The following is a 21,316-nucleotide window of genomic DNA, read 5'->3' as shown; positions in this document are numbered from 1 at the left end:
GAGTTGTTAGCATAATGAAGGCCATCGGGATGATTTATTAGCGGCCAACTGCTTCCGGTATCAAGACGCTTTAGAACAATACATAGCCCAGTTTTTATTTGATCACTTCCTGAATGTTATATCATGAAATGTCTCATGTAGTGCTTTGGTCAGGGCACTGTTTGAAAATTTTGCACCGGTATACCGGCTATAAATGGATCTTTTTTCTCCAAAAATGGTAGTTCCTAGTTTCATGTACAAGGCTCGAATCTCTTCAATTGACATTCCGAAACTTAAGCAGGATGCTATTATGGCTCCGGTACTAGTACCTCCGATTAAATCAAAATAATGACATAACCTGAACGCTGGAGATCCACCACTTCGGATTCTTAATATGTTTTCTAATTTTGCTAAAAAGCCTAATGATACTAGCCCTCTAATTCCGCCACCGTCCAGTGATAAGATTCGCTTTGGACCTTTTGATATCAATCTATTATGCAATAATGACATTAGAAATATAATTGCCTGAATAATCTAATATATAAAGTTATGCCAGTAGCGAGATATTCTGGCTCCGAATGGAAAGGGTCCACATACATGAACTTCGTCCTAATTAAAGCCCATTTTTCAAATTCCCGATTGGCGTAAAAAGGGAATAGTTGATCTTATTACATCAAGAGCTTCTGCGACTAACAGGTACATTTTTAAATGCATTTATACTCAATTGTAAGCTGTCTAGATGAGTTTGAGCCGCCCAAGCGTCTTCACAAAAAAGTAAACCTTCGTTAAGATATTTATAGAAGGCTTCCTCGTTACCTAGATACAATTGTATATCTGACACGTCAAAAAAGCACCAAGGTACGTCGAACGGGGAGTATTTTCACATTGTGCTTTCCTGGCTCTTTCCGCTTGGTGAAGTTGGAAGCGCTGCTTGTCGGTGAGTTTAAGTTCGCCAGTTAAATGAGCTTGCAATTTTATTGCGTTTAATAAGGGATATGGATGACCTCGCGAAACATCCGTAGCCCTTTGATAGTGTTCTAGTGCTTCTTGTATTTTACCGCTTCTTTTTAAAATTCCCCCTAAGGAGGCATGCGCATCAAAATCCTGATCATTTAACAAAATGGCTTTCCTCAGTGATAACTCTCCTGTAGGCAAACTGGCAGCATCTTGATTTTTGTGAAACAATTTGTTTTGTGTAATCCCTAATTCTCGTTGTGCATCGCTATAAGTAGGTGCTAGATTTACCGCTGCCCTAAAATGCTCCTCTGCTTTTGCCCAATTCCCATGCTTCTTATATAAAATGCCGACCTCCAAATGTAAGGTAGGATTATTATGATTGATTTTAATTGCTTGTTCATATTTCCTGATCGCTAGCGGCCAATTTATATGGCGTATGGCATTTTCTGCATCTTTTAGCAGTACGTCAATGCTAGGTCCAATGACTCTCTGTGCAGAAAGGGCTAGTTGAACTGGGCTATCTAGACGGTTGTGAATTAATGATTCTGTCAATACCTCTGTAATCATTGCACGCGAAACCGTAATCTGCTCGTCAGGTTCGTATTCGTATGGAAACGCCTTGATATGAGTTATATCAAATGGGATTACTGTATTTGTTTGTCTAAATATAGGTGTACCTGTGGGATGAGCATGGTGACGCACACCTAATTCATAAAAAACGTTGGCCATTTAGGCCAGTAATATCAGCTAAGGTTAAGCGTGAGTACTCAATGTACTGAAACATTTCTACGTCAATCAGTGAAGAATAAAAAATCTTTGTCTGTGCGTTTTGGACTTAGATATCCACCTTCAGGTAAGAGGGTGTTCTCGATGGCCGGCTTAAATATTTGTTCGTATATATAGTCAAAGTCTATGATTGACGCTCCTATTTGTTTTTGCCCAAAGGGCATCACAACAAAACAAATTTTAGTATAATCTACACTACTCATAATCAGGGTAATGATTACAATGTTAAAATTTCGTATACCTTAAGACCTTGGTTTTTAGCTCGTTCAAGAAATAAGCCGGTTGTGTCATTTTGTCCATAAGATTGTCCTTCCCAGGCGATCAGAGCATTAACACAGTCTTTTGTGCTGTTGTGTCGTGCATAGTGAATGGCTGCCCTTATAATCTCGTTGTTAGTTCTTTCGTACGCGCTGGCATCATCGGGATTTATATTAAGTGTGTGAATATGATGCTTACTATTAAGTTCACGATAAATCTGGTCAAAAATTACCCCCCAATTACCGGGGCGGTCAACTACGGAGGCAGAGCGAAAATGTCGATGATGAAATGGTAATATCATAGTTCGGCATATTCTTAACTTTTTCGCTATTGATAAAGCTAATAAATCAGTCCCACTGGCCCCAGAGCAGAACAGATGCTTACATCCCAGATTTGTCAACACCTGTTCTAGGCGCTGACTTACTAGTTGCATATTATTAAGCGGGAAGCGAATCCGATCAGTGTTTTCAGCGTCAATTCTTCTACCTGCTAGTGCAATGACCATTCATTAATAGATAGCTTTTGCTTGATTTAACACACTAACGATGCCCTCTAATGTAAAGCCTGTGCAAATGGAAGTGCCAATCCCTAAAAGCCCACTAGGGACTGTATTAGATGCCTCAATTTTAACAGCAGCTAATTTGAGTAAAACATCAGATTCTTTTGCGCGCGTCAATCTCCCAGGCCATCCACTTACTGGCACTAGATTTTTTCCCGACAATTACTAAAAGATAATCTGCCTCTTTCATTTTTGTAGCTAGTGCTGCCTTTATTCTGCTAGCATCGACACTGTCAATAGCAACATTTGGAGATCGCTGATCAAAATTGAAATCGAAGGAAGTATTAGCATCCCATGCTCGTAAAAGATCTTTGTAGTGTATGTCTTCACTGTGATCGTAACTTACAAATACTTTTTTTCCAGCCATTGGTTAACTGAGCGTTAGAGTTTGCAAAATTTATATAACATCACTTAAAAGTATAAATTAGGCTGTATATATCAATACAACTTTCCGTTTAAAGTTGATATGATCAAGAATCTGATGAATATGTAACTTTATAGGGAACAATATTTGAATCGTTAGTGGATCATTAGTCTTCTCTCGCTATGCTCGCTAAATGAAGGAAAATCACATGTAGAGATCTTTTGTGAATTCACTGTGCTGGCAGTAGCAGACTGCCAAAACTGACAGTCTGTTGAATTTCTTGAAAACTATCTGGTCTACTTCGCGTCTCTTTCTCCCACAAGTGCCACTTCTATCAAGGCCACGGTACGTTACACGGAAAAGTCTCATAGAGCATCTTGGCATTGGAGATGTTTGTGAAAGCTGATTAGACTTCAAGGTTCTAACATGTTTATAATTCTTTTCGAGCGTTATCTCGTGCATTTAGATACTCAAAGCCATTATTTCGTGCGATTATCGCCATTGGTTGCAATTGTTCGAAAACGCGCTCCCGGTCAAACAGGGAGGTGTCTGGTACAATAGTCAGGTAATCTAAAAGAAATTTGTTTTTGGGTGCTTTTTTCTCGATAATTTCCAACGCCGAGCGTTGAAGATAAAAATATGGCTCAAAGTATAAATCGAATGGTGGAAGCTTGTCACTCTTTGAACTGTTAAACGAGGGATCTGCTGGAATTAAATTCCACATTAAATCGTGGGCGACAAAAGCATAAGGTAAGAAATGTTCAACTGCGTAATTGCCTATATGTAAACTTTTGTTTGTATAGATGCAGTTAACACTCCCCAACTCGCCAATGACAATATTCCAAAATTTACGCTGCTCTGTCAGCTTTCCGCACTGGCAGTTTGATAACCTTGTTTGGAATGTCAGGGAGATTGGGATTTCTTGCCTGTACGATAAAGAACCAAATGCCAATAGCAGAAATTTCGAAGTATACCTCCATGGATTTGTAAATAGTCAATCCATTCCGGATTAATCTCAACGTGATCTTTGTAAAGCGCATATAGACACTTTTGCTCAAACCTTTGTGAAGCAACATAAGCCAAAGCGACATCGCTAGTATTAAACCATGGACTTAAAAAACGGTGTGGAACTTCGCCATTAAAATAGCGCAGTTCCCGCAATGTAGCTTTGTTTGTTGATGTAGAAAGCTGTCTATAAATTACAGAGCGATTGGCATTGATAGTTAAACCCTCAATCTCCTTAACATACGTTATTGCACTTTGTAGTTTGTCCTGTTTTCCAAATTATACTTTAAAGTAGTTCACCGTAAACCAGGCATGAGCCAGCATATCAGCGAAAAGACTTTGTTTTGAAATATGTGTCTCATTAGACTCGACATGTCTAAGTATCGACAGGAACCAATAAAACTTATAGGTAGCGGACGTATTGTTAAAGCATCCAGCCAACAAGTGCACTGGTAAATGTTGCTTAAAAGGCAAAAACATAAAGTTATCTTTGTAGAAGAAGTGACGCATAAGTACTAAGACTAGATTGAGTAAGGCTTCTTAGCCCGCTCCCAACCTTCAATTTCAATGCCTTCGTGCCTTAAATAATCGTACAAAGTCGCTTTGCTACCAATTTTAAGCTGTTTCACATATCTGCATGGTAGTGTATTATCTTACTTTGATATAAGGTAGCTGCCAAGCTTGCCAGTTCCTTTGATTTTTTAGTTAGACCCTTTGGCCTACCTCCTACTCTACCACGTGCCCTTGCCGTGCCTCCATCCCCGCCAAAGTCCTCTCCATCAAAATTTCTCTTTCGTTCTCAGCAAAAACTGAGCTGAGCATATACCAGAGCCTACCCATTTTGGTAGAAGTGTCAATTCCCTCCGAAATACTCCGCAGGTCCACTCCCATTTCCTTCCATTCGACCATTAGCTTGATCAGTTCATAGGTTGTCCGACCTAAGCGGTCAATTCTCCAAACAACAATGACATCTCCTTTTCGCAGCTCCGAGATCATCTTTAAATATTCCGGTCTTTGGGTAGAAGCGCCACAAATCTTTTCATGGTAAATTTTCTCACAACCTGCTTTCGTGAGCGAGTCAAATTGCAGATTCTTGGTTCTGCTCGGTCTTCGAAACCCGTATGTATCCAATCACCATTCCAAAAGTACAGTTTAACGTGCCAGTTTGCAATATACAGTAATTCGTTTAGGTGTACCACTGAATCGGTAATTTGAAAGTGGAGAAACCGGCTCTTTTCAGAACTAAAAGGGAAGAAAAATGGAGGGGTCAGAGAGTACATAAATACCACCGATTAATTTAGACTTCAAGTGTCATAGATGAAATCTATTACCTGGTTATGCCAACAATTTTGCGGTATCAGTAATTCAAGAATTCTCTTCAAAAAGAATTCCGACATCATTGCGGTAAATTACCGGCATGAAAATCCTGATCATCGAAGACGAACCCGAGCTTGGCTGCCGACATTTGCGAGCCTACCTATCGGCGCAGGAGTACCTGTGCGAATATGCAGGGGACATGGGCGCAGGCCAGGGAAACCAGTTGAGCTATACCGTTACGAATGTATCCTTCTGGACTTAATGCTACCTGGCGGTGATGGGCTGGAGATTCTCGACATCCTTAAAGATCAAGGACAGCAAGATGGCATTATCATTATTTCTGCCAAGAACGACTACGAAAACAAAATCAGGGGCCTGCATGCAGGCGCGGACGATTATTTGGCTAAGCCCTTTCATTTGCCTGAACTGGCAGCGCGCATTTACTCGGTGATCCGTCGCAGGAGTTTTGCTAACCAGAACAATGTGCTACAAAATGAGCTTAAAGTAGATCTGTCATCAAGGGTTGTGACTGTTAACGGAGCTACTGTTTCATTAACCCGCAAGGAGCTGGACCTCTTATTGTTTTTTATCAGCAATAAAAACCGTGTGATCGGAAAAAGCGCATTGGCTGAGCATTTGTCAGGCGACGTTGCCGATATGTTTGTGTATAGCATCAACGACTTTGTTTACGCGCATGTCAAGAACCTTAAAAAGAAGTTGACCTCGAGGCTGGTTACGGTAATTATCTCAAAACGATCTACGCAACAGGATACAAATGGGAAGGATGAAGAAATTGCTGGACCAAAGCCTTCGGCCACTAGTGATTTATGCGATGGTGGTGCTGATCATAAGCATTCCCGTTTATTTTCTGACTCATCAACTGGATCTGGGAAAATGAACTGGATAAACACCATTATGCGATCCGGGAAAAACTTGAAAAAAGATTGACCAGCCTGGATCTTCCCGACAGCTCGGTGACGGGTACGATCAATGTGTTAGATAAAGTGCAGCCAGGATTTTCATTTACCCAGGCTACTGCGCCAAGTCCGGACAGCACATATACGCTCATCCGGTTTGATACTTTCATGAACGACCGTGGAGCAGTTTCGATGTTTGACGACCGATATCCGTGTGAATGAGACCCTGCTGCGGGTCCTGATTGAAACCAATATGGAAGAAATTGATGAAACGATCCTGGCGATCGCAGCGGTCACCGTTTTCTTCTTTATTGTGCTATTGGCTGGCTTCGTTTACCTAAACCGAAAGACCTCGCTCCGTGTCTGGCGACCCTTCTGATGAAACACTGAACAGTCTGCATGCTTTCAGATTAGAAGGCGGCAAACCGGCCGCATTGCCGGAGTCGCAGGTAACCGAATTTACCGACCTGAATCAGGGCCTTGACAGGCTCATGCAGGCAAGTCTGGCCTCCTACAAGCAGCAAAAAGAATTTACAGAAAACGCCTCGCACGAGCTGCAAACTCCATTAGCAGTTGTCAAATCCAAGCTTGACCTGCTACTGCAAAGCCGCTCGCTGGATCAACCCCAAATGCAGATCCTCGAAGATGCCTACCAGGCTATTAACCGCGTGACAAGGATCAATAAAAACCTTTTGCTTCTGGCAAAAATCGAACATGCCCAGTTTGACAACCAGCAGAACATTTCTGTTGCTGGGTTGCTTGGTGAACTGAGCGCGCAGTTTGCTCGACCGCTTTGAAAGCAGCAGCATTCGCTATACCCAGCAAGTAAGCGAAATGACGTTGCAGGCCAATCCAATGCTTTTGGAAATCCTGCTGACAAATTTGCTTGTGAATGCGCTGCGCTATACCCCGGCAGGCGGCAGCGTATCTGTAAGCGCAGACCAGCGTAAGTTAATAGTTGCAAACACGGGCATATCACCGCTTCATGAGCAAAACCTTTTCAGGCGGTTCGCACAGGCGTCTGTCGAGCATGCAGGTAGCGGACTTGGACTTGCTATCGCCCGAGAGATCTGTGAGCGGTACGGCTGGCAGATCTCCTATGATTTCGACTGTGATCATCATCATTTTACTGTCAGCTTCTAAAATTCTAAATTTCTTCCAAATCAGTCCGGACTTTCGCCATCAGATCAAAAGAAAAATCTGAATGGCTTTCAAAAAATCATTAATCCTTCTCGCATTGATAGCGGTGCTCAACAGCGTCCAGGCGCAGGTAAGCAAGGTCACACTTTCGGGCCAGGTCGCCTCGCTTCCTGGAAGAAGGAAATGCTGCCTTTTGTTAATGTAATTCTGAAAACCGAAAAGGACAGCGCGTTTGTGACCGGAACGATCACAGCTTCCGATGGACGTTTTACACTATCCGATATTGCACCCGGAAATTACTTGGTAGAATGTGCTTCCCTGGGTTTCCAAACAATTAAAATGCCCGTCACGGTAGGCGCATTAAGCGCTTTCCTTGACCTAGGCGTGCTTGAAATGAGTGAAGACGCCCAGGTTTTGCAGGAAGTGACTGTCACCGGGGCTCAGGCCGATGGCGTGGATGCCCGTCTTGATCGGAAAGTTTTCGATATCAGCAAAAACATCAGCCAAAGTGGTGGGTCGATTCTGCAAGCACTCAAAAATCTGCCCGGTGTGACGGCTGGTGAAGACGGAAAAGGTGATGCTGCGGGGTAGCGATAAGGTCGCCGTATTAGTGGATGGTCGGCAGACGGCTTTGACCGGTTTTGGAAACCAGACCAGTCTTGATAACATCCCCGCATCAGCGATTGAAAGGATTGAAATCATCAATAACCCTTCTGCCCGGTATGATGCCAATGGAAATGCGGGCATCATCAACATCATTTACAAAAAGAACAAACAGGAAGGCTTTAACGGAAAGATCGGCTTGACGACTGGATTAGGCGCATTGTGGGTGCGAAAAGAGAATTTCCCCGGCATTCGCCCTCAATCCCGTAATACGCTGAAACTAAACCCCTCGGTAGCCCTGAATTACAAAAAAGAAAAAATCAACATCTTTTTTCAGGGCGATTACCTTCACACGCCCACGCTGAACAAGAACGAATTTACAAACCGTTACTATGACTCAGGCGATACAATCCGGCAGCAGTTAAAGCGCAACCGCAGCACGAATGTTGTAACATCCAAAACAGGCGTTGACTGGAATTGGAATGAGCAAAATACATTGTCGGTTTCCGCCCTATTCAGCAGCGAGAAGATCCTGGACCGGGGAGACCAGCCTTTTTTCAATGCAGATCTTACCGAGCGGCGGCGTCTCTGGCAGTTTCTGGAAGATGAATTAAAAACCACGGTCACTGCGACAGCCTCCTACCAGCATAAATATCAACAGCCGGGCCGCCTGCTGAATATCGGTTTTAACTATACATTCCACCGGGAAGATGAGAAATACTTTTTTACCAACATGATGCCCGATTTCACTGGTCAGGATGCATTCAAGCTGCTTTCGGATGAGAATGTGTTCGACTTGAATGCAGACTACATCCGGCCCTTGCGCTATGGCCGCTTTGAAGGCGGCTCGAAGCTGCGCAGGCGTTTTATTCCGACCAATATGCAGTTTTTCCCGGGCCTGAATTCACCACTTGACAGCCTCGCTGGTGGCTGGGCCAACTACAAGGAAACCATTCCTGCCTTGTATGGCAACTATGTTTTCGAAAACCGCATCTTCGAGCTGGAAGCGGGTCTGCGGGTAGAGTATATCAATCTGCGCTACACGGTTAACCCCACGCACCCAACCTATAAAAGCGATGGGTATTCCTACACAAAGCCTTTCCCCAATGTGCGCCTGGCTTATAAGCTTAATGAGCATGATAAGATTTCCCTTTTCTATAACCGACGTGTGGACCGGCCCAACGAGGTGGATATCCGTATTTTCCCAAAATATGATGATGCCGAAATCATTAAAATCGGCAATCCAGCTCTGAAACCACAATTTACCAGCTCTTTGGAGGTAGGCTATAAAACCAGCTGGGCCAACGGTTCTGTCTATGCAGCAGCTTACCATAAGCAGACCAGTGGCACTATTACCAGGATCGGAACCACACGACCGGGCTCTACATTGATTTACAATATTTTTCAAAATGCAGGAAAAAGCTACAATACGGGTGGCGAGATTGTATGGCAGCAGGATTTGGCATCATGGTTTTCGCTGAATGTCAATGGTAACCTTTACCGCAACAGCATTGATGCATTTACGGTGGAAAACCTGTATCCGGTCCGCTCGGTGTACCGTGGCCCCAGACAGCAGCTTACCTCAGGGAGCGCGAAAGTTAATGCGCTTTTAAAAGGAAAAAAGACCGAGTTGCAAGTGGCATTTATCTATCAGGCACCCGACATCGTCCCGCAGGGTCGGACCGGTTACCGCTTCTCAGTTGATGCAGGCGCAAAACGCCAGCTTCGTAAAGGCGAGCTGTTTGTGAACGCAACCGATCTTTTCGGAACACTCGTTATTCGCAAAACAGTTTACGGTGACGGATTTCATTACACCAGCCGGGATTACTACGAAACCCAGCTGATCCGGGCAGGTTACAGCTTCAAATTTTAACATTGAAATAATTCACTGCTGGAATGTGCGTGCATTAGCTTTATTATTAACTGGCCTATAAATCCGCTTCAATCCGCGCTTCCAATTCTCTTATATTCGCTTGCTTCTGACTAGCCAGTTCGTTCCGACAATGCTCTGTGCAAAACTGGTGAGACTGCAACAGTCGCAAAGACCCGTTCAGCCAGTTAATCAAAGGAATATCCGTTTTCAACCTGTGCTGCGTCTCTTCCAGCATCAAAGCATCTTTCTGGGTAAATTCGGTTGTGCCAAAATGATAAAGATCCGCATCGCAAACGATGGACTCTAACAAATTAACCGCCTTTTGAGGCAGGGTGGTTGCCAGGATACAACCGATGACACCCGCAATCAGATTATCCTCTATCAATAAAGGGTTTGCGAACTCCTTAAAAATCAAAGCGCCACGCTGCTCGTGGCCCGAAGGATCTCCGTTGATATAACCCAGGTCATGAAACCAACTGGCTGATAAAACCACAAATCGATCCGCATCAGACAATTGATAGTGCGCTGCAATTCGTGTAGCATTTGTTACCACGCTACGGGTATGATTCAGATTGTGATACGCCAACCGCTCAGCATATGGGGATAATTGAGCTGATACAAAAGCCTCAATTTGATCCAGCCATGATTGATAATTCATTTCAGTTTCCATTACTTTTTCATTAATCCCTTTTTAAACTGAAAGCTGGCAGATTGATACCAGGTAATGGCTTCTTCAACGAGCCGTTTATTGGAAGTGACAGGGCGCAATGAACCATCCTTGAAATTTGGCAGGAATGTGCCACTGATCCTTTGTGGTTTTAATATTACCAGCGAGTCATGCTTGATGTAACCCAAACTCTGGTAAGTGCTGATAAAAGCCCGCTCCCGCCCGGCTTCTAGCTTGAAGATGTCATAACCGAAAAATTGACTGCGGTAGGAAAAATGAAGCAGCCCTGAAGATTGTTGGCCCCAGATCAATCTGGCTCATTAGTCTGGGCATAATGCCCGGCTTCACAAACCCAGGCGCGTAGGCAATTAGCGGTATCTTGTAACGATCAACGGGCAAATCGGTCTTGCCGGCGCTGGACGCGCAGTGATCTGCAACAATGAGAAACAACGTGTTCTTAAACCAGGGCTTTTGACTGGCTTTCTTGATAAACTGGCCAATGGCATAATCCGTGTACTTAACAGCACCTTCCCTGCTGGTGTGTGAAGGAATGTCGATCCTGCCATCAGGATATGTATAGGGACGGTGATTGGACGTGGTCATGATTTGCGTAAAAATCGGTTTTCCAGCATGTGTCCCGTTTTCAATTTCCCGCATTGCTAGTTCAAACAGGTTCTCATCGGCCACGCCCCAAATGTTTTCGTAATCAATCTCTTCCTTGCTTATGGCATTCCGATCCACCACACGGTAGTCATTGTGCCCGAAGAAATATCCCATATTGTCAAAATACCCATAGCCACCGTAAATAAACCTTGTTTGGTATCCCTTGCGCTTGAAGACAGTCCCCATTGAAAACAGTTCTTCATTATGCGGACGTCGGACAATTGACTGACCGGGTGTAGGTGGCGTGCCGATGGACAATGCTTCCAATCCGCGCACCGTCCGTGTACCAGTCGCGTAGAGATTGGTAAACAAAAGACTTGCCCCTGCCAGCGAATCCAGGAACGGCGTGATGCGCTGGGTATTGCCAAAGCTTCCTAAAAACTCGGCGCTCAAACTCTCAACACTAATCAGAACAACGTTTTTGCGCAATTCTGGACCCAAGTTCACAATGTCACGCCGGATGCTGAACGGATCTTGATCTACAAAATGGCTTTCCCGGGTTTTGATCAGTGCATGAATATCAACAAAGGCCTTTTGGTCACTTACTGTGGAATAGAACTGGTTGTAGTCGAGTTCATTGTTGCGATAAGCAGCAAAAAGCTCATACATGCCGTTTCCTGCAAGCTCGTTGACATAATTGTTACTACTAAACTGCCTGACCTTGTTGTCGACAAAAAAATAAGCTGCGATTAATACCCCTGAATAGATGCCGGTTACCACAGACCGCTTCCAGAAGCTAAATGGCGGAAAAGGATGCTTTCCAATTATGGCAATTAACATCCACGTCAACAGGATCGTTAAAATCAGCAGAAAGATGATAATTATTTCAACCGGATAAGACTGACGGATATTGCCCAGCACTTCATTGGTATAAACCAGATAGTCGACGGCTATGAAATTGAACCGCGATTCAAACTCATCCCAGAAAATCCATTCCGAAACCGCATCCAGCAAAAGAACAAACGTCAGTAGAAACAAGAGCCCATTTGCAAGCCACTTGTAGCCAGGCTTGATAGCGAGCCAGCCAGGCGTAAGCCATCCCATCAGCATCAGCGGCAAAACAAAATAAAGCGCATTGATCAAGTCGTAAAAAAGACCAATGGCAAATACTGCCGGGATGCTGGCCAGGTTATATTCAGCAGTGCCCGCCGACTTGAGCGTCAATGCAATGCGCGTTAAATTGGAAATTGCAATCAGCAGAATACCAAGGGCTAATGGATATGTCAGAAAATTGGATCCGGAACCCTTTTTGGGCGTTTCGGTCGCTAACAGGGAAGCAGGTGTCATTCAGTAAAAATCAATGTAGGTGTCCTCATGGGTACTTTACGCCCATTTAAATAGTAAACCTATCAGGCAATTTGGAATTCTTTCTGAATTATAAACGGTTACTTTCCTCTTATGTCTCAGCGGCGGATGGCGGCTTTGCCTAACGTGTACATTTTAAATTATTCCACGTTATCTTTCAGCGATATTCAAATCAAGCCAGCCTGAATTATGTGGAAATACTATGCTTTACTTTCCGCCCTTTTTGCCGCCGCAACCTCCATTTTAGCAAAAGTGGGAGTTAAAGGTATCAATGGTAATGTCGCTACGGCCATCCGGACAGTCGTAATCCTCTTTATTGCCTGGGGAATTGTCCTTTTCAGCGGACAAATGAAGGACGTGAAAGACATCAGCCGGACTAACCTAATTTTTCTGATACTCTCAGGAATTGCTACCGGCCTATCCTGGATATTTTATTTCAAAGCACTGGAAACAGGGGATGTTTCAAAGGTCGCGCCGGTCGACAAGCTCAGCGTCGCATTTGCAATTGGATTTGCTGTTCTAATCCTAAAAGAACCGGTTGAGCTGAAAACCATTTTGGGTGCTTTGATGATCGTTGGTGGCACGATCGTGATCATCTGGTAAAATGCATCTCTCCAAAAATAATCCAGATTGTAAAATCACCTTTACATAATTATAAAATAGTGATATCAGGCACCCATGAAATTACTGGTCATTGAGGATGAGAAGGAGCTTTCAGACAGTATTTGCGTCTATCTGAACTCGGAGCAATTTAGCTGTGAAGCCGCTTATGATTACCCCACGGCATTGGAAAAGGTAGTAATCAATGAATACGCCTGCATTATACTCGACATTACCCTGCCGCGCGGCAGCGGCCTGGATATCCTCAAAGAACTGAAAACGCTCAATAAATCAGACGGCGTTTTGATCATTAGTGCCAAGAACTCGCTCGACGACCGGATCACAGGTCTTAACACCGGCGCGGACGATTACCTTACTAAACCTTTTCACCTGCCAGAGCTTGGCGCCCGGGTAGCCGCGATTGTCCGCCGTAAATCCTTTGACGGTAACACCCGCGTATCTGTCGGACCGCTTATGCTGGACCTTTCCGACCGGGTTTTAAAATCAGGGGAGCAGCCAATTGCATTAACTAAAAAGGAATACGAGCTGCTGCTGTATTTTTTAAGCAATAAAAACCGGGTCGTGACCAAAGAGGCGATTGTCGAACACCTCTGGGGTGATGACATTGACATGTCAGACAGCTACGATTTTATCTATTCCCACATTAAAAACCTACGGAAAAAATTGATGAATGCAGGTTGTAACGATTACATTAAAGCCGTGTACGGCATGGGTTATAAATTCAGCCTGGATTAGTAATAATGGCGAAGCTATTTACAAAATATAACCGGTCCAACATGGCCGTAATGGTCGTGCTGTTCTTGCTTTCGGGCATTTGCTACTACTTTCTGATCAGCTATGTGCTTGTGCACGAGCTCGACGAAGCATTGCAGGATTATCAAACAAGGATTCACCGGTACGTTGATCAACAGGGAAAGCTCCCACCGGTGACCGGCATGGACGAAACCCGGGTAAGCTACGTGCCGGCAGCTACTAGCAGCAAGGCTCAGTCAATATCTACCATTTTTATTTCAGAGCGTGCCGAGAAACGTTCTCACAATTACCGGCAGCTCAGCTACATTCAAAAAGTTGGACGCGCCAACTACCAGGTTACCATTGCAAAGCCCATTGAAGGCGTAAGATTGCTTACCCGTACCGTCGTTGGGATCACCATTGCCATGCTGCTTATTGTGATCCTGACAACCATCCTTTTTAACCAGCTCATCTTACGCCGTTTGTGGCAGCCGTTCTATGATTCGCTGGCTGCCATGAAAACCTTTAAACTTGGCAGGCAGCAAATCCCCAATTTTCAAGTGACTGAAATAGATGAATTCACCTACATGAACCAGCTGCTGGAAGACACCATTACCAATGCAGAAACGGACTATCAGGTGCTGAAAGAATTCACTGAAAATGCTTCCCATGAAATGCAGACACCGCTGGCCATTATCCGTGCCAAACTCGATCTGGTTATCCAGGAGGAAGGCCTTTCCGAAAAGCAAACGCAGGCACTGGGCAGCATTTATTCGGGGATAAAAAGGCTCAACAAGCTAAATCAGTCACTGCTGCTGCTGGCGAAAATTGAAAACAACCAGTTTGAGCAAACCATCCAGGTTAACTTGCTTGACATTACGCAGGAAAAGCTAGACCAGTTTCAGGAATTCTGGATGAACAATCAGATCACCTGCCATGCCGATCTTCATCCCACTACTATTAGGGGCAACCCGGAACTGATTGACATTCTGCTCAACAACCTGATCAGCAATGCAGCCAGACATAACAAGGCAGGCGGCGCTATTGGTATTAAACTGGACGCCAACGAACTGTACATTGAAAACACGGGGCCGCTCACGGAGCTGGACACTGCCAGATTGTTCCGCAGATTTTACAAAGAACAGCAGCATAGTCAGCACAACGGGCTGGGATTATCGATTGTAAAGCAAATATGCGATCAATTGCTAATCAGCATCGAGTATACCTTTTCCGGCGACCGGCACCGGTTTACATTAAAGTGGGATTAAATTTTTCGCAATAGTGCTCTGCGAAGGTCTTGAAAAATTCTCCAGAATTGGCCTCTACGTTTGCTGTATCAACAGACGTATCCATGAAGCCAATCATCTTTCCCGCATTCCTATTACTCCTATTCTGGACCAGTGCATTCAGCCAGAATAAATCAAGCCTGAAACTTACGGGCAAGGTGACAGACGTGGCCACGGGCCAGCCGGTCGAATATGCATCCGTGGGAATTACAGATCAATTAACCAATAAAGTTGTCAACGGAGCTGTCACCGATTCTGTGGGGCATTTCGAAATCGCAGGGCTTGGCGTGGGGACTTTTACAATCAATATTGATTTTATCGGTTATGATAAAGAATCAGTCAAAGATGTCAATGTCGGTGCCGGGGTAAAACGCTGGAAATGGGAAACATTGCATTAACCGCCTCTGTCAAAACACTGGCCGAAGTAACTGTTACGGGCCAGGCAGCCATCATTGACAACCAGATCGACAAGATTGTTTTTAATGCAGCCAACGACGTTACTTCTCAGGCCGGTGTAGCACTGGACGTTCTTAAAAAAGTGCCGCAAGTCTCGGTTGATATTGATGGAAACGTGGAATTGCAGGGAAATCCCAATGTGCGTTTCCTGATCAATGGGAAACCTTCCAGTGTTTTTGGAAACAGCCTGACCGATGCCCTGGCTTCCATTCCGGCTAACCAGATCAAAAGCATCGAAGCCATCACCAGTCCGGGCGCCAAATACGATGCGCAGGGAACAGGTGGAATCATCAACATCATCCTCAAAGACAACCGGCTGCAGGGAATCAACGGAAGTATAAACCTGGCAGCGGGCACCCGGTTGGAAAACGGCTCGGTGAATTTGAATTTCAGAAAGAATAATTTCGGCCTCAATGCTTTTTTTAGTGGTAACAAACAACTTAGCTCCCGCACGCCGAGCTCGCAGAACCGGCTTTCGACTAGTCCGACTGACAGTACGCAAACGCGGCTTTTGCAAAACGGTTTTCAGGATTTTCAAAGGAGCGGCTATCGGTCTGGAATTGGTTTCGATTGGAGTTTATCAAAAAAGGATAACCTAATTGGGGCTGTGGGCTACAACAATTTCAGTAACAGCAGCAGTGGTACTACCAGTATTTCTCAAACGCTTTTAGACCCATCAGGCTTTCCGCTTTCCAGCTCTGAGATTCTTCGCAATTCGACCAGCAAAGGCGGCATTGCCGCAATTGATTGGAACCTGAACTATATCAAAAAATTCGGTAAAGATGGCCAGGAGCTGAATGTGCCGTATAGTTCTAGTTTTGGAAAGCCTCGCAAGAGCTATTACCAGCTGCAAAAATCTGACCTCTGAACGACTGCCTTATGCCGGGACTTCCGGAAATACCCCAGGGAACGACAAGCAAACCAACATTTCCATCGACTATTCCCACCCCATCAAAAAGGGCTTTATTTTTGAAACAGGTGTTAAGACGGTTTTGCAAAACATCAGCAGCGTAGCGGATATACGTGTATTTAAGCCTTCACTGAACCAATACGTTCCCGACGCTACGCAGTCTTACGAGCTGGGTTACGACATGAAAATTTACGCGGGTTACCTGTCAACCACATTCTCGCTCTTTCACTTTTTAAATGTAAAAGCAGGTGCCCGTTTTGAGCATACGGATGTAAAAATTGACTTTCCCAATACTTCTATCCCTTCCTACAATAATTTGGTACCATCGCTTATTTTTTCTCATAATTTCAAAGATGAGCAGTCGCTGAAACTGGCATTTACCCGCCGGATCGAGCGGGCTGAATACCGGGACATTAATCCGTTCATGAACCTGAGCGAACCCTTACAACATCACCACCGGAAACCCGCTTTTAAAACCAGAGATTGGCAACAACTTTGAACTGGGTTATAACAAATCCTTTAAAAACGGCGGCAACCTGTACATCGCATTGATCGAGCGGATCAATACCGATGATGTGAAACCCTACACAGTCCTTTACCCGACTTATCTGATCGGGGATTCAACCTACCTGAATGTATCGGTTACAAACCGTCAGAACATTGGCATTGAATACAATTCCGGTGTGAGTGTCTCTGGGCTCGATGCCGATCACGGATCAGCTGAATTTGCGCGGAAATTTAATGGTAACCCAGAAAAGGGTTGTAAACGAGCTGCTAGCAGGTAACGTGACCAATGGTACCAACTGGCGCTTCAACCTGAATGCAACCTACCAGCTTCCCAAAGACCTTATTCTGGAAGGATTTGGAAATTACTCTTCCGCTATCAATACCATTCAGGGAAAGCGCCCGCAGCAGCTGACCTACAATTTCGCATTCCGCAAGCAAGTTTAACCACAAAAATGCAAGCATTGGATTTACAGCCACTAATCCATTTACCAAATACATCAGCCAGGTGAGTACCATCAGGACAGGCAATTACATCTCGACCACTACAGTGCTTGTCCCCTACCGCTCATTTGGCGTAAGTCTTACCTATAAGTTCGGCAAGCTCGAATTCAAGAAAGGCAAAGAGCAAGGCAATGACTTTTTGCACAGCGCACCCAGCAGCGATAATTGACCCACTCTATCTAGCGGACATTTTTATGAAAACCATTTTTGTTTACCTGACAGCACTTTTACTTAGTAACTATCCTGCCCTATCACAAAGGTCGGACACCCTTGCCCATTACCAAACGCGCTTTACTGTCAAGCAGTTGTCCCCACCAGCCTCTCTGATCCTGGTTGGACTGATTTCAAATGGGCACTCACCTGAGTCGATTAAAAACGAGGTTGCAGAAGAACGAAATGAACATTTCCCCAGGTTTAAAACGCACCTGGACAATTACCTACAATTTTCGCCGCTGGCAGTTGCCTATGGTTTGCACGCAATGGGGATAAAATCAAAAACTGACTTTGCCAACCGGACTGTCATATTGCTGAAAGGTGAATTTCTGGCGCTGGGCACAACTTCGTTACTTAAAAAGGCGACGCATGTTTTAAGGCCTGACGGAAGCTCGTATACGTCATTTCCATCCGGGCATACCACCCAGGCATTTGCGGCGGCCACCTTTCTAAGTGAAGAATACAAAGATCGCTACCACTGGATGCCATACGCTTCCTATACAGTTGCTTCGTCGGTCGGGTTACTGCGGGTCGCAAATAACAAGCATTATATCAGTGATGTACTGGTAGGGGCCGGAATTGGCTACCTGGCTATGAAGACGGCATATTGGACGCACAGGTACAAATGGGGTAGAAAACGACAACATATCAATCTATAAAATATGAAACCATATCAATTCATAGCGCTCATCTTTTTTATCCTTGCATTTGTCTCTTGCAACGGTTTGTTCGAGTATAGTCCCAGCCAAATAACATTAAATGAAAATGAAAAAGGCTTAACCGCAAAAAACATTGACCGAATTCAAAAAAGCGCTGCCAACGATACAGTCAAATTCATCGTTGCAGGCGATACACATCAATGGCTTGATGAAACCAGGGATTTCGTAAAAAGTGCTAATGCGCAGACTGGCATTTCATTCGTCACGCATTTAGGAGATGTTTCAGCTTCTGGAATAACGCAGGAATTCAAGTGGTTAAATGAATACTCAACGGCCGACCTGAAGCACCCTTACCTGACCGTAGCAGGGGATTTGGAGGCAAACGACAAGGCTAAATTGTATCACCAGATGTTTGGCGAGCTCAATTATTCATTTGAATTTGCCGGAAGCAAGTTTGTTTTCGTCAATACTAATTCAAAATCCTTTGATTCGAATGGAGCTGTTCCTGATGTTTCCGGGCTAAAAGCGCAGCTTTCAACAGGTGCGTCAAGTAACAGATATCATTGCACTGGAAGGCCACACACCCCCATTTAGTGCCGAGCTTTTGATGACAATCTAGAAACCCAATATGCTAAAACCCTTGCTGACAATCCGAACGCAAAGCTTTCATTCTACGGGCACGAACATGTTTTTAGTGATAATGAACCCTATCAGGATGGAATTAAATATTATGTTACGGCCGGCATGAAAGCCAAGAAGTTACCTGATTGTTACAATTTGGAAAACGGGTTATAGAGTCACCAGCATGAAGTTCTGAGGATCGACCGGATTTGATCCTTGATTATCCACGAAATCGTTTTACAAAGTCTTTATAGCTCAGCATAACAAACAAAACCGTATACACGGCATTTATCAAAAATAGACGCTGGTGGTTGGATGCGTCTTCTTCCTTAGAATTCAGCAACTGAAATGGGGCAGCATATGGCAGGTATATGATAAATTTCCAGCTTTTTAATAGTAGGCCAATCATCAGCCCACCCAAACCAATGCCCAGGGATGTGATCAGATTTTTTAGCCGGAACGACAGCCAGTACTGTAAAAAAACCGTTGGCAAGATCGAAATGAAAAACTCGGTCACAAACCTGAAAATGTGCATGCCGGGTACCGGAAATTTTGAAAACCCAAGATCTGGGACCGCATAGCCAAGCACGGCACCTGATAGCACGCTCAAAGCCAGGTACAAAGTAAAGAAGCAGATGACCATGGCGAAAATAACAAGCAGCTTACCAAAGTAAATCCTGCCCCGGCTGATCGGCAAAGTAAATAAGTGTTTCCAGCCACTAGCCTTATGTTCGATATGGATGATCAGGCCTATGATCAACAGGGCAAAGCCTATTGAAAAGAAGCAGCACCCATTTAGTGTCCGGACCAGAAAATCGTCCCATGGATTTACTCCAGGCCCAGGGATAAACGATTTGACGTCAGAAAGGTAGGTGGCAAACAAGATAAGTGGGACAAAAAGAGCGCCAATTACGGTTAGCCACAAAGCGAACGTATTTTTAAGCTTAATGAACTCGGTGTAAAACAATTTCATAAATGATCATCTTTTATAATGGATAGAAAGGTTTCTTCCAGACTGCTTTCAACAAGCTGGGCGCGGTTGACACTCAGGCCTGCCCCGGTCAACAATGTGATCAGCTGGGCCAAGCGATCTCTGTCTACATATTGTACTTCCAGGAACTGAGCGGCTTTCGTGACGGGCTGGTGATCACCGAGCAGGATTTCCAGGGCGCGCGCGTTATCATCCGTATCGATTTCAATGACAGCTTTGTCCCTGCTGAATCTGCTTCAATTCTGTTTAGAGGCCCTTGAAACATCATTTCCCCTGACCAATAATACCAACATGGGAAACCAGCCTCTCAACTTCCGAAAGTAAATGGCTTGATACCAGGATGGTAACACCGTGATTCACATTCAGACCCGCAATAGCTCCCTAATTTCTATGATGCCGTTCGGGTCGAGCCCAATTGTAGGCTCATCGAGAATCAGCAGATCTGGACTAGAAAGTAATGCGATCTGCAAGGCCAAGCCGCTGTTTCATTCCTAGTGAATAACTGTGGACGTATTTTTTGGATTCTGTATCTAAGCCCACTATTTTCAAGACTTCCTGTATTCTGTCCTTCTTGATGCTTCTCAGGTTTGCAGTTACTCTTAGGTTGTCATACCCGGTCAAATGTTCATACAATGATGGCGATTCAATGAGTGCGCCAGTCCGGGAAAGTATGTTACTACGATCATCCCCAAGGGTCTTCCCAAAAACACTTATTTCCTCCTGAGCCGGAAGGGAGCAGGTCAAGCAACAGCCTGATCGTAGTGGTCTTTCCTGCTCCGTTTGGACCTGTAGAAACGCACAAGACGGCCCCTTTTGGAATTTGCATATTAAGCTCCTTAATGACAGGCCGGTCTTTGGAGAAGCTAAAGGATAATCCGATTGTTTCGACTGCAAGTCCATTCTCTCTAATCATATTGGTGTTGTTAAAAAATGACTGGCAAATCTTCGCTGCTTTGTTTAAATGAAAAAATGACAGGGACATAAATGCTAACCAGCCCGTCCTGAATAGCGCTTTTCCATGCTGAATCTATTTAGAGACCTATAAAGAGCAGTTGGGCATTGAAAAGTGTGTTTTCGGCATGGATTGTTTTGAAAACGGCAGTGATTGCCGATATTTGAATATGGAACAGCTGGAATCTTTTATCGGAAAAGTAATGGTTTCCAGAACATTGCTACACCTTTCTTTTTGCCTGGCGTTTGTGGGTGTGTTTTCATTCGCAGTCATTTTAAGCGGTAACCACGACGTGGCTGTTGCTGCAATGATAAGCTGTCTTTACATTTTCGACTTGTACATATGTGGGAAGGTGGTATGGCAAAGTCTCTGGCTAAACCGATCAGTGGTACAGGTGCCGCTGTCAAGATCAATTTTAATATTTCTGATGATAGTACTGGGCGGTGCTGCCGGTGCTGCATTTATGTTCAAAGG

32 protein-coding genes are annotated in these 21,316 nt (G+C 44.5%); 20 read left to right on the top strand and 12 right to left on the bottom strand.

Annotated features, from left to right (window positions below; genetic code table 11):
- Positions 1-102: 102 nt before the first annotated feature.
- From AC0IYG_RS06755 to AC0IYG_RS06730, 6 genes are all read right to left on the bottom strand, one after another.
- Complete coding sequence (locus AC0IYG_RS06755) at positions 103-489, bottom strand: patatin-like phospholipase family protein (RefSeq protein ID WP_471710314.1); 387 nt, start codon at positions 487-489, stop codon at positions 103-105.
- A 306-nt stretch (positions 490-795) separates the two neighbouring features.
- Positions 796-1,665: a tetratricopeptide repeat protein gene (locus tag AC0IYG_RS06750; RefSeq protein WP_471710313.1), complete on the bottom strand. Its 870-nt coding sequence runs from the start codon at positions 1,663-1,665 to the stop codon at positions 796-798.
- 274 nt (positions 1,666-1,939) lie between these two features.
- A complete protein-coding gene (locus tag AC0IYG_RS06745) occupies positions 1,940-2,485 on the bottom strand; it encodes a hypothetical protein (protein ID WP_471710312.1) in 546 nt (181 codons plus the stop codon).
- A gap of 148 nt (positions 2,486-2,633) precedes the next feature.
- On the bottom strand, positions 2,634-2,906 hold the full coding sequence (locus AC0IYG_RS06740) for a TIR domain-containing protein (RefSeq protein ID WP_471710311.1): 273 nt from the start codon (positions 2,904-2,906) through the stop codon (positions 2,634-2,636).
- Between the two features lie 427 nt (positions 2,907-3,333).
- Complete coding sequence (locus AC0IYG_RS06735) at positions 3,334-3,855, bottom strand: HNH endonuclease domain-containing protein (protein ID WP_471710310.1); 522 nt, start codon at positions 3,853-3,855, stop codon at positions 3,334-3,336.
- Between the two features lie 779 nt (positions 3,856-4,634).
- The gene (locus AC0IYG_RS06730) at positions 4,635-5,039 is read right to left on the bottom strand and encodes a recombinase family protein (protein WP_471710309.1); all 405 of its coding nucleotides are present in this window, start codon (positions 5,037-5,039) and stop codon (positions 4,635-4,637) included.
- Between the two features lie 186 nt (positions 5,040-5,225).
- Between AC0IYG_RS06730 and AC0IYG_RS06725 the strand changes: the two genes are divergently transcribed.
- The 8 genes from AC0IYG_RS06725 (at position 5,226) to AC0IYG_RS06690 (ending at position 9,758) form a co-directional block, all read left to right on the top strand.
- On the top strand, positions 5,226-6,173 hold the full coding sequence (locus tag AC0IYG_RS06725; RefSeq protein ID WP_471710308.1) for a response regulator transcription factor: 948 nt from the start codon (positions 5,226-5,228) through the stop codon (positions 6,171-6,173).
- Entirely contained in the window at positions 6,170-6,364 is a 195-nt protein-coding gene (locus AC0IYG_RS06720) for a hypothetical protein (RefSeq protein WP_471710307.1), read from the top strand. Before AC0IYG_RS06725 ends, AC0IYG_RS06720 begins: the two co-directional genes overlap by 4 nt.
- Positions 6,357-6,521, top strand: coding sequence for a hypothetical protein (locus AC0IYG_RS06715; protein ID WP_471710306.1), 165 nt, complete (start codon positions 6,357-6,359; stop codon positions 6,519-6,521). Before AC0IYG_RS06720 ends, AC0IYG_RS06715 begins: the two co-directional genes overlap by 8 nt.
- Complete coding sequence (locus AC0IYG_RS06710; protein WP_471710304.1) at positions 6,502-6,939, top strand: histidine kinase dimerization/phospho-acceptor domain-containing protein; 438 nt, start codon at positions 6,502-6,504, stop codon at positions 6,937-6,939. Before AC0IYG_RS06715 ends, AC0IYG_RS06710 begins: the two co-directional genes overlap by 20 nt.
- On the top strand, positions 6,923-7,285 hold the full coding sequence (locus AC0IYG_RS06705; protein WP_471710303.1) for a sensor histidine kinase: 363 nt from the start codon (positions 6,923-6,925) through the stop codon (positions 7,283-7,285). The genes AC0IYG_RS06710 and AC0IYG_RS06705 overlap by 17 nt, the downstream gene beginning before the upstream one ends.
- Before the next feature lie 61 nt (positions 7,286-7,346).
- A complete protein-coding gene (locus tag AC0IYG_RS06700) occupies positions 7,347-7,487 on the top strand; it encodes a hypothetical protein (RefSeq protein WP_471710302.1) in 141 nt (46 codons plus the stop codon).
- Positions 7,466-7,873, top strand: a complete 408-nt coding sequence (locus AC0IYG_RS06695; RefSeq protein WP_471710301.1) for a carboxypeptidase regulatory-like domain-containing protein — start codon at positions 7,466-7,468, stop codon at positions 7,871-7,873. Before AC0IYG_RS06700 ends, AC0IYG_RS06695 begins: the two co-directional genes overlap by 22 nt.
- Positions 7,842-9,758, top strand: coding sequence for a TonB-dependent receptor domain-containing protein (locus AC0IYG_RS06690; RefSeq protein WP_471710300.1), 1,917 nt, complete (start codon positions 7,842-7,844; stop codon positions 9,756-9,758). The genes AC0IYG_RS06695 and AC0IYG_RS06690 overlap by 32 nt, the downstream gene beginning before the upstream one ends.
- 55 nt (positions 9,759-9,813) lie before the next feature.
- On the opposite strand, the gene AC0IYG_RS06685 is transcribed toward AC0IYG_RS06690, so the two are convergent.
- From AC0IYG_RS06685 to AC0IYG_RS06675, 3 genes are read right to left on the bottom strand one after another with little or no spacing between them, the layout of a single operon-like run.
- Positions 9,814-10,428 (bottom strand): HD domain-containing protein, encoded by a 615-nt coding sequence (locus AC0IYG_RS06685; RefSeq protein WP_471710299.1) that lies wholly within the window; start codon positions 10,426-10,428, stop codon positions 9,814-9,816.
- Entirely contained in the window at positions 10,428-10,613 is a 186-nt protein-coding gene (locus AC0IYG_RS06680) for a hypothetical protein (protein ID WP_471710298.1), read from the bottom strand. The genes AC0IYG_RS06685 and AC0IYG_RS06680 overlap by 1 nt, the downstream gene beginning before the upstream one ends.
- Before the next feature lie 55 nt (positions 10,614-10,668).
- Positions 10,669-12,375, bottom strand: a complete 1,707-nt coding sequence (locus AC0IYG_RS06675; protein WP_471710297.1) for an LTA synthase family protein — start codon at positions 12,373-12,375, stop codon at positions 10,669-10,671.
- Between the two features lie 207 nt (positions 12,376-12,582).
- Here AC0IYG_RS06675 and AC0IYG_RS06670 point away from each other — a divergent pair, with 207 nt between their 5' ends.
- The 11 genes from AC0IYG_RS06670 to AC0IYG_RS06620 all read left to right on the top strand — a co-directional run bounded on the left by AC0IYG_RS06670 (position 12,583) and on the right by AC0IYG_RS06620 (position 18,872).
- Positions 12,583-12,996 carry an EamA family transporter gene (locus AC0IYG_RS06670; protein ID WP_471710295.1) on the top strand — a complete coding sequence of 138 codons (414 nt, stop codon included), beginning with the start codon at positions 12,583-12,585 and terminating at the stop codon, positions 12,994-12,996.
- 75 nt (positions 12,997-13,071) lie between these two features.
- Positions 13,072-13,749, top strand: coding sequence for a response regulator transcription factor (locus tag AC0IYG_RS06665; protein ID WP_471710293.1), 678 nt, complete (start codon positions 13,072-13,074; stop codon positions 13,747-13,749).
- Positions 13,750-13,754: 5 nt separating this feature from the next.
- Complete coding sequence (locus tag AC0IYG_RS06660) at positions 13,755-15,014, top strand: sensor histidine kinase (RefSeq protein ID WP_471710292.1); 1,260 nt, start codon at positions 13,755-13,757, stop codon at positions 15,012-15,014.
- Positions 15,015-15,097: 83 nt separating this feature from the next.
- On the top strand, positions 15,098-15,430 hold the full coding sequence (locus AC0IYG_RS06655; RefSeq protein ID WP_471710291.1) for a carboxypeptidase-like regulatory domain-containing protein: 333 nt from the start codon (positions 15,098-15,100) through the stop codon (positions 15,428-15,430).
- Positions 15,412-16,356: a TonB-dependent receptor plug domain-containing protein gene (locus tag AC0IYG_RS06650; RefSeq protein ID WP_471710290.1), complete on the top strand. Its 945-nt coding sequence runs from the start codon at positions 15,412-15,414 to the stop codon at positions 16,354-16,356. The genes AC0IYG_RS06655 and AC0IYG_RS06650 overlap by 19 nt, the downstream gene beginning before the upstream one ends.
- Positions 16,307-16,897, top strand: coding sequence for an outer membrane beta-barrel protein (locus AC0IYG_RS06645; protein WP_471710289.1), 591 nt, complete (start codon positions 16,307-16,309; stop codon positions 16,895-16,897). Before AC0IYG_RS06650 ends, AC0IYG_RS06645 begins: the two co-directional genes overlap by 50 nt.
- The gene (locus AC0IYG_RS06640) at positions 16,848-17,183 is read left to right on the top strand and encodes an outer membrane beta-barrel protein (RefSeq protein WP_471710346.1); all 336 of its coding nucleotides are present in this window, start codon (positions 16,848-16,850) and stop codon (positions 17,181-17,183) included. Before AC0IYG_RS06645 ends, AC0IYG_RS06640 begins: the two co-directional genes overlap by 50 nt.
- The gene (locus AC0IYG_RS06635) at positions 17,086-17,349 is read left to right on the top strand and encodes an outer membrane beta-barrel protein (protein ID WP_471710288.1); all 264 of its coding nucleotides are present in this window, start codon (positions 17,086-17,088) and stop codon (positions 17,347-17,349) included. Before AC0IYG_RS06640 ends, AC0IYG_RS06635 begins: the two co-directional genes overlap by 98 nt.
- Positions 17,350-17,410: 61 nt before the next feature.
- Positions 17,411-17,575 (top strand): hypothetical protein, encoded by a 165-nt coding sequence (locus tag AC0IYG_RS06630; RefSeq protein ID WP_471710287.1) that lies wholly within the window; start codon positions 17,411-17,413, stop codon positions 17,573-17,575.
- A gap of 25 nt (positions 17,576-17,600) precedes the next feature.
- Positions 17,601-18,278: a phosphatase PAP2 family protein gene (locus tag AC0IYG_RS06625; protein ID WP_471710286.1), complete on the top strand. Its 678-nt coding sequence runs from the start codon at positions 17,601-17,603 to the stop codon at positions 18,276-18,278.
- A 3-nt stretch (positions 18,279-18,281) separates the two neighbouring features.
- Positions 18,282-18,872: a metallophosphoesterase family protein gene (locus AC0IYG_RS06620; protein ID WP_471710285.1), complete on the top strand. Its 591-nt coding sequence runs from the start codon at positions 18,282-18,284 to the stop codon at positions 18,870-18,872.
- Between the two features lie 247 nt (positions 18,873-19,119).
- Here the strand turns inward: AC0IYG_RS06620 and AC0IYG_RS06615 are convergent, their stop codons facing one another.
- The gene (locus AC0IYG_RS06615) at positions 19,120-19,872 is read right to left on the bottom strand and encodes an ABC transporter permease (protein WP_471710284.1); all 753 of its coding nucleotides are present in this window, start codon (positions 19,870-19,872) and stop codon (positions 19,120-19,122) included.
- A 131-nt stretch (positions 19,873-20,003) separates the two neighbouring features.
- On the opposite strand from AC0IYG_RS06615, the gene AC0IYG_RS06610 reads away from it, so the two are divergent.
- Positions 20,004-20,150 carry a hypothetical protein gene (locus AC0IYG_RS06610; protein ID WP_471710283.1) on the top strand — a complete coding sequence of 49 codons (147 nt, stop codon included), beginning with the start codon at positions 20,004-20,006 and terminating at the stop codon, positions 20,148-20,150.
- Positions 20,151-20,337: 187 nt separating this feature from the next.
- Here AC0IYG_RS06610 and AC0IYG_RS06605 read toward each other — a convergent pair whose 3' ends face one another.
- Positions 20,338-20,634, bottom strand: coding sequence for an ATP-binding cassette domain-containing protein (locus AC0IYG_RS06605; protein ID WP_471710282.1), 297 nt, complete (start codon positions 20,632-20,634; stop codon positions 20,338-20,340).
- Complete coding sequence (locus AC0IYG_RS06600; RefSeq protein ID WP_471710350.1) at positions 20,573-20,803, bottom strand: hypothetical protein; 231 nt, start codon at positions 20,801-20,803, stop codon at positions 20,573-20,575. Before AC0IYG_RS06600 ends, AC0IYG_RS06605 begins: the two co-directional genes overlap by 62 nt.
- Between the last annotated feature and the right edge of the window lie 513 nt (positions 20,804-21,316).

It is taken from the genome of Dyadobacter sp. AC419, from assembly GCF_979253085.1.
The sequence above is the reverse complement of the archived record's forward strand: the minus strand, read 5'-3'. Positions and strand labels throughout refer to the sequence as shown.